At 69.6% G+C, this 6,978-nt stretch carries 7 protein-coding genes and 1 pseudogene; 3 read left to right on the forward strand and 5 right to left on the reverse strand.

Annotation, left to right across the window (positions count from 1 at the left end; all coding sequences use genetic code 11):
* Positions 1–54 precede the first annotated feature (54 nt).
* Positions 55–1,542 (reverse strand): FG-GAP and VCBS repeat-containing protein, encoded by a 1,488-nt coding sequence (locus ACZ4VA_RS37880; protein WP_356175049.1) that lies wholly within the window; start codon positions 1,540–1,542, stop codon positions 55–57.
* Positions 1,543–1,781: 239 nt separating this feature from the next.
* Here ACZ4VA_RS37880 and ACZ4VA_RS37885 point away from each other — a divergent pair, with 239 nt between their 5' ends.
* The gene (locus tag ACZ4VA_RS37885) at positions 1,782–2,039 is read left to right on the forward strand and encodes an amphi-Trp domain-containing protein (RefSeq protein WP_355794348.1); all 258 of its coding nucleotides are present in this window, start codon (positions 1,782–1,784) and stop codon (positions 2,037–2,039) included.
* 487 nt (positions 2,040–2,526) lie between these two features.
* Positions 2,527–3,012, forward strand: a complete 486-nt coding sequence (locus ACZ4VA_RS37890) for a GNAT family N-acetyltransferase (RefSeq protein ID WP_356175052.1) — start codon at positions 2,527–2,529, stop codon at positions 3,010–3,012.
* 132 nt (positions 3,013–3,144) lie between these two features.
* On the opposite strand, the gene ACZ4VA_RS37895 is transcribed toward ACZ4VA_RS37890, so the two are convergent.
* The 3 genes and pseudogenes from ACZ4VA_RS37895 to ACZ4VA_RS37905 all read right to left on the reverse strand — a co-directional run.
* Positions 3,145–4,341: an NAD(P)/FAD-dependent oxidoreductase gene (locus ACZ4VA_RS37895; RefSeq protein ID WP_356175055.1), complete on the reverse strand. Its 1,197-nt coding sequence runs from the start codon at positions 4,339–4,341 to the stop codon at positions 3,145–3,147.
* 111 nt (positions 4,342–4,452) lie between these two features.
* Complete coding sequence (locus tag ACZ4VA_RS37900) at positions 4,453–5,445, reverse strand: sigma-70 family RNA polymerase sigma factor (RefSeq protein ID WP_356175058.1); 993 nt, start codon at positions 5,443–5,445, stop codon at positions 4,453–4,455.
* Positions 5,446–5,552: 107 nt separating this feature from the next.
* Positions 5,553–5,791 (reverse strand): annotated as a pseudogene (locus tag ACZ4VA_RS37905) (alpha/beta fold hydrolase); the annotation flags it as partial.
* A 475-nt stretch (positions 5,792–6,266) separates the two neighbouring features.
* Here ACZ4VA_RS37905 and ACZ4VA_RS37910 point away from each other — a divergent pair.
* Positions 6,267–6,671, forward strand: coding sequence for a hypothetical protein (locus tag ACZ4VA_RS37910; RefSeq protein WP_356175061.1), 405 nt, complete (start codon positions 6,267–6,269; stop codon positions 6,669–6,671).
* Between the two features lie 238 nt (positions 6,672–6,909).
* Here the strand turns inward: ACZ4VA_RS37910 and ACZ4VA_RS37915 are convergent, their stop codons facing one another.
* Positions 6,910–6,972 (reverse strand): hypothetical protein, encoded by a 63-nt coding sequence (locus ACZ4VA_RS37915; RefSeq protein WP_392206104.1) that lies wholly within the window; start codon positions 6,970–6,972, stop codon positions 6,910–6,912.
* Positions 6,973–6,978 lie beyond the last annotated feature (6 nt).

The following is a 6,978-nucleotide window of genomic DNA, read 5'->3' on the forward strand; positions in this document are numbered from 1 at the left end:
GGTGGGACCGCGCGAGGCCGCCCCACCGAACCCCGCGTTGCCCGATCGGCTCGCTCAGCGCAGGAGCGCGCCGAAGCGGGCGCCCGTGGCGGGCGCCGAGAGGTCGCCGGCGCCGAACGCCAGGGACGACCTGGCCGTGAGACCGGTCGCCGTGCCGCGCAGCACCCAGACCGCGCCGTTCCAGCTGTTCTCGGCCACGGAACCGGCCGCGAGGTCGGCGTGGCCGTCACCGTCGAGGTCCAGCAGCGCGCTGCTCGTGCCGAACTGGTCGTCTTTCTCGGCGACTCCGGGTACTCCGGCGGTGTCCTGGTGGAAGGTCTGCGTACCGGCGCCCGTGACGCCGGAGGCGCTTCCGGGGACCAGGGCGACGGCCCCGGCGTTGTCGATGTCGCCGATGTCCTCGCCCGGGATGCCGAGTGCGATGTCGCCGAAGCCGTCACCGTTGACGTCCGCCACCGAGACCGTGGAGCCGATCCCGTCGCCCTCCTCCTCCACGCCGGGGAAGCCGGGCAGGTCCTGGTCGAAGGTCTGTACGCGCTCCTCGGACAGGCCGGAGGCCGACCCGAACGCGATCTGGACCTTGCCGCCGTTCCAGTAGTTGCCCACGACGACGTCGTCGAACCCGTCGTTGTTCACGTCCCCGATGCCGGTGCCCGTACCGGTCGCCGTGCCGTCCGCGGGGACCCAGCCGCTGGTGAAGCCCGTGCTGCCGCCGCCGAGGAACAGACGGTTGCCCCACTGGCCGTCGCCCGCGTACTTCCAGGCGACGATGTCGTCCTTGCCGTCGCCGTTGACGTCGCCGGTCCGGGTGGAGCGGATGGGCCCACTGATCGAGTCGCCGTCCTCCTGGCAGCCGCCGTTGGTGGCGCAGGACGCGTCGTTGGCGTCGTAGCCCCACCAGTCGGCCTTGTCCAGCAGCGGCAGGGTGGCGGTGGGCTGTCCGGCGCGGGTGACCGGGCCCTTCCACACGGTGGCGTCGCCGCTCGCCGGGTCGTCGCCTGCGCCGGACAGGTAGGAGAACAGGGCGAGGTCCGTCTTGCCGTCGCCGTCGAAGTCGCCGGTCGTGGGGGACTGCCCGTACCGGGGTATGGCCGTGCCGCCGGTGAGTCCGGAGGCGGAGCCCCAGAGGATGACGGAGCCGGGACTGCCGCCCGAGATCACCAGGTCACTGAAGCCGTCGCCGTCCAGGTCGCCCTTGGTGAAGTTGGTGCCGAATCGCTGGTTCGCGGTGGCGGAACCGGGAACGCCGCTGGTGGAGCGGCTGATGAGCTTCTTGTTGGCGGCGGAGACCCCATTGGCGGAGCCGTACGTGACGGCCACGTAGCCCGCCTTGGCCTTGCTGGAGATCGTGGCGTCCGGAGCCGATACGACCAGGTCGGCGTATCCGTCGCCGTTGAAGTCGTCCTGCGTGTCCGCGGACCCGGTGGCCGCCAGCGCCGGGCCCCCGGTGAGAGCCATGGCGCCGAATCCTCCGGCGAGCAGCACCGCGGCTGCCAGGGGTGTGGTGAGCGCGGTACGGGTTCGGCGGTGTGCTCGGGACATACGTGAACCTTTCGAGTCGGTCGGTTCTGTACGCGGAAGGCCGCGTTCAGCTGGTACGACTCGAGTTGGGCGATCCCAGTTGTACGTCCCAATGTCATGGATTCGTAACCGAGGAGACAGGTGTGGCGCTGAACTAGGGCACCCAAGGCGCGCACCGTCCGTTCTGACGGGCTGACGAGGACGAATGGCGTCAGGATGGGAAGGGAAATCCCATGTTCCCCTCGGCTGGTGAGGTATCTGTGAAGGATCTTGAATTCGAACAGAAGCGCACGATGTCACGCGTCGAGGCCGCCGATCAGCTCGACGCCCTGGCAGCCGCACTCCGGCGCGGTGGCCAGGCGGAACTGGACCTCGGGCCCGGAACGCTGACACTTCGGATTCCCGACGAACTCCGCACGGAGATCGAGGTCGAACTGGAGGACGGCAAGATCGAACTTGAGATCGAGCTGTCGTGGAGTACGAAGCAGCCTGACCGGCCTTCAGACACAGGCGACTGACCGCTGCGCGGCCCCCGCACCGCCTCATCGACCGGATCATGAAGACGTATGCCTCCGTCTGCTTCATCCTGCCCGTCGACGTCTCCATGAACTCCGTTGCCGGAGGCACGCAGCCCTTTCCGGAAAGGCACCCGCCAGAGGCGACTGCCTCTCGCGCGGGGACGCGCGAAAGGGGTGCGAGGTGCTGCGGTTACTCGTTCGCCGCCGGGTTGGGTGAACAGCCCGGCTCCGGCCTGGCTCCCCGCAACAGCCTCTGTTGCGGGGAGCCAGGCGTGTGTGGCGACTGTGGCCCTGGCCCCTCTGGTGGGCCGCCGGCGTGTCGGGGAGTTGACGGCTACTGACGTCGCCGGCCGGGGGAAGGGCAGCGGGCCCTTATCGGGAGGCGAAGGCCGGAGCGCCCCGCGTAGTCTCGCCGACGTGGTGCCTGGATCAGACGACCACCGCTGCCACCAGACCGAGTCGGCCCCGGCCAGGATGGATCCACCTCATGAATCTTCGTCGTTCTGCCCCCGCCGACGCCGTTTCGGTGGCCCGGTGGCCGACCTCCGAGGCAGAAGTCGTCATGTGGTGCGGGGGCGAGTTCCCGGTGCGTGAACAAACGGTTTCCGCGTGGCGGACGGCCGAAGACGTACGAGCCTACGTGCTCGTCGAAGACGACAGACTCCTCGGCTACGGGGAACTGTGGCTCGACGCCGAGGAGAACGAGGTGGAACTGGCCCGGCTCATCGTGGACCCCGCACGACGCGGTGAAGGTCTGGGGCGCGAACTCGTGCGGGGCCTGCTGGCGGGAGCGATCGAAGCGGGATTCGACGACGTGTACATGCGTGTGCACCCGGACAACGACAGGGCCCTCCGGTGCTATCTGGGTGCCGGGTTCGTGCCGGTGGATCCAGTACTCGCCAAGGACTGGAATGCCGCCCAGCCCGTCGACTACACCTGGCTGCGTCACGCTCCGGCGGCCGCGGACAAGTGAACGCGCCGGCCGTCGCCGGCGTCCCGCGCCCAGGGGCCATGACCGCGACAACTGCGCGACGACGCAGCGGCCGGCCGGCACGGATGCCACGCAGGAGTCCGTGACATCCGTGCCGTGCCGATGGCATGCGCGTCAGGACGCCGCCTGTGCTGTCTCCTTCGACGGGAGGCCGCCGGCCACCGCGCGCCGGCGCCGTACCGGCATGCCCAGCGTCGGATGGCTGGTGCCCCAGGCGGCGCCCTTGCAGACCAACTCCTTGTAGCGGGCCGCGAAGCGGCCGGTCAGGGCGCGGTCCACCGCCTGGTCGTCGGCGGTGACGAACTGGATCAGGCCCTGCCTGCGGCCCAGGGAGATGCACTGGTTGAAATAGCGCAGTGACACGTTCGGCAGCTTGCCGCCGGTGAGGCGCGCGGCGATGGCGTCGGCGGCCTGCCAGGCCATCGGGACGCCCGAAGCGCACGACATGCGCAGTGGTCTGTCACCGGCGCCGATTGCCTGAGCGGCGTCACCGATCGCGTACACGTCGGGGTGGGAGACCGAACGCATCGTCCGGTCGACCATGACGCGGCCGTCATCGGCGAGTTCGAGGCCGGTCGCCGCCGCCATGGGATGGGCGGCGAAGCCCGCGGTCCACACGGTGACGGCAGCGGGGAGAGTCCGGCCGTCCTCGGTCGTGACCCGGTTCGCCTCCACGGCGGTCACCGCTGTGTTCTCCAGCACGCGGATCCCGAGCCCGTCGATGACCCTGCGTAGGTGGGCGCGGCCCTTGGGGGAGAGCCAGTCGCCCAGCTCTGCGCGCGTGGCCAGTGTGGTGTCAAGGTCCGGGCGGGCCTCGGCCACCTCGGTCACGAACTCCAGCCCGGTCAGACCGCCGCCCACGACGAGGAGCTCCTCACCCGCGGCCAGGCGGGCCAGGCGCTCGCGCAGGCCAAGCGCGCCGGTGCGGCCGGCGATCTGGTGCGCATGCTCGGCGACACCGGGGACGCCGTGGTCGGCACCGCGGCTGCCGATGGCGTGGACGAGGGTGTCGTAGGGCAGTTCCGCCGTGCCCTGTGCCCCTTCGAGGGCCACCGTCTTGCGGTCCACGTCGATGGAGGTGGCCCGTGCGACCTTCAGCTCCACGCCCGTGCCGGCGAGCATCTCGCGCAGCGGACGCGCCTTGAGGTCCTGGCCCGTGGCCAGCTGGTGCATCCGGACCCGTTCCACGAAGTCCGGTTCGGCGTTGACGAGAGTGATGGTGACGTCTTCACGGCGCAGCCGCTTGGCGAGTCGGCCCGCCGCGGTCGTCCCGGCGTAGCCGCCCCCGAGGACGATGATCCGGTGCTGCATGTCTTGGCTCCTGTCTGCGCGTTTCCCGCACCCCCTGGCGCGGTCACGCCCCTTGAACCGGACAGCCCGCCGATTCCTGACAGGAGCAAGGTGTGACGTGCGCCACATGGGTCACAGGGCTTCGGCCAGCACGGGGGAGCCGAAGCCGCCGGCCGCCCAGCGCTGCGTCGCGCGGTGCAGCTTGTCCGGGTTGACCTGGCTGCGGATCGCGACGATGCCCTCCGGCGTCCGCTCCAGGCACATGATGCCGAAGACGCGCCCGTCGACCACGGCGACGAGCGCGGGACCGCCGTTGGCGCGGATCGCGTACAGGTCGGGGGAACCGCCGACCAGGTCCCGCTTGGCCTTGGCCGGCTTGAACATCCCGCGCAGGAACTTCGCCACCGCGCGTGCGCCCTCCCAGGCACTGGCCCGGGCCGGCACCTTCCCGCCGCCGTCTCCGACCGCGATGGCGTCCGAAGTGAGCAGTTCGATCAGGGGCTCGATCCTTCCGCTGGTCGCGGCGGCGAGGAACTCCTCCACGATCCGGCGCGCGGCCGATGTGTCGATACCGGCCCCCTCCTCGCCGGGGACGGCGCCGGGAGTTCCGCCGAGAGGCCCTCGCTCCCTGCCCTGCGCCACGTGCTTCTTGGCGCGATGGTAGGTCTGCTGGCTCACGTCCACGCTGAGATCGAGGATCTCGGCGATCTCGCGGTGGGAGTACGCGAACGCCTCCCTGAGGACGTACACCGCGCGCTCCTTGGGCGAGAGCCGCTCCAGCAGGACCATCACGGCGTACGACACCGACTCCCGCTGCTCGGCCGTCTCCTCCGGGCCCAGCATCGGGTCGCCTTCGAGCAACGGCTCCGGCAGCCATGCACCGACGTAGGTCTCACGGCGGGCGCGGGCCGATGTCAGCTGGTTGAGACAGAGGTTGGTGAGCACCTTGGTCAGCCAGGCATGGGGGACGTCGATGCGGGCGGCATCTGCGGCCTGCCATCGCAGATAAGTCTCCTGGACGACGTCCTGTGCCTCACTCGCCGAGCCGAGCATGCGGTAGGCGATGGCTTCGAGGCGCGGCCTTGCCGCCTCGAACTGGTCGACGTCGCTGAAGGGCAGGGCCATTCCAGGATCCTACGCAGACGGCTCCTTCGATCTTCAGGTGGTCGGGGGCCCGGCAGATGATTGCGGGCGCCGTACGCACGGGACCCGCACGTGCCCGGAGGTGGCGGCTAAGTCGTAAGGAAGCCGAGGATCACGGGGTTGAGGACGTCGGGGTGGACGGACAGCATCCCGTGCGGGTATCCCTCTAGGCATTCAGGGTGGCGTTCCGCAGGATCTGGGCGCTCTTGGGTCCCGCGTCCGCGTAGGGCACGACCGGGTCGTCGGTGCCGTGCGTGAGGAGCACCGGGACATCGATCTTCCGCGGGTCCTCCGTGAAGTGCGTCTCGGGGAGGCCTTGGATGCACTCGCCCAAGTGCCGTCTCGCAGTGGCGCCGGGTTCCACAGCTCCGGGTGATGAGGTGCTGTCGTAGTGGCGGGTGGATCCGCTGATCGCAGGGGTTCGATAGGAGTGCGAGCCGATCAAGAGCGACGGTGATTCCGGACAGGACCCGACTCGTCCGGTTGCGGCTCTCTCTCCGCTATGTCCGCCACCTCCCGCACGCAGCTCGCCACCGAGAGGTGTCCGCTGTGCGGTGTCCCCAAATGACAAGTCCTGCGTCTCCTTTGGTCAAGCGGCCCAGGCCCGTCCAGCTCTACGGTGACATCACCGCAGAGACGCGGCCAGCCACCGGAGAGGCACACCCCACCCCTGCGTACGTCCCCTTCGGACGGGCCGGTCACAGCCGGCTCACCAGGCCCGCGTCCTCGGGCGCCGCCGCGGGGTCGGTGATCTGGACGGCGCCGTCACGCAGGCGCGGGCGGGAGCGGACGACTCCGCCAGGGTGCTGGGCCCCGACCACGCCGACACCCACCGCTGGCGGGCGAGCCTGGCCCGGTTCCTCGCCGAGAACGGCGAAGCGGTCGAGGGGGTACGCCTGCTGCGAGTCCTGTATGCCGAGTCCCAGACCTTCGGCTGGCAGCGGAAGGACGAGGCACGGTCAATACGCACGGCCCTGGTCACGGCGCTGGAGCTGAACGGCGACCTCCAGGAGGCCCTGGACCTCCTGGAGGATGAGATCGAAGCCGAACGGGGGACGATCTACGGCGTCGACGAGAACCTCGGCGACTACGAGATGAAGCGTCTGCAAGAGTGGCGCACCCGGCTGGTCGCCGAGGTGGCCCTACAGGACTGGAACCGGCGGAGGAAGCACGAGCGGAGCAAGGACTCCCCGAGGGGACAGCTGTAGACCAGGGAACCACACAGGAAGTCCGCGTGGATGCCGTCTTGTCGGTATGGACGTTCGCAGAGGACATCAGGAAGAAGCCCACGTCAAGATCGACAAGTACGGACACGTCCTCCACAGTCACCTTCCTCCGCCGGGCAGTCGCTGAGGCCGGGAAGCCGAAACGGCCGAGTAAGTATGAGAGCTACTGCCCCGAAACGTGCGCCCAGGTGTCTCAGCTAGAGACTGTCTCCTTGAAAGGCTAGGGGCGCCATTCCTGCTGGTAGGCGGGGTGTTCGGCGTATGACTGGCCAAGGACTCGCAGTGCGTA

The sequence above is a fragment of the Streptomyces sp. NPDC028308 genome (assembly GCF_055565855.1).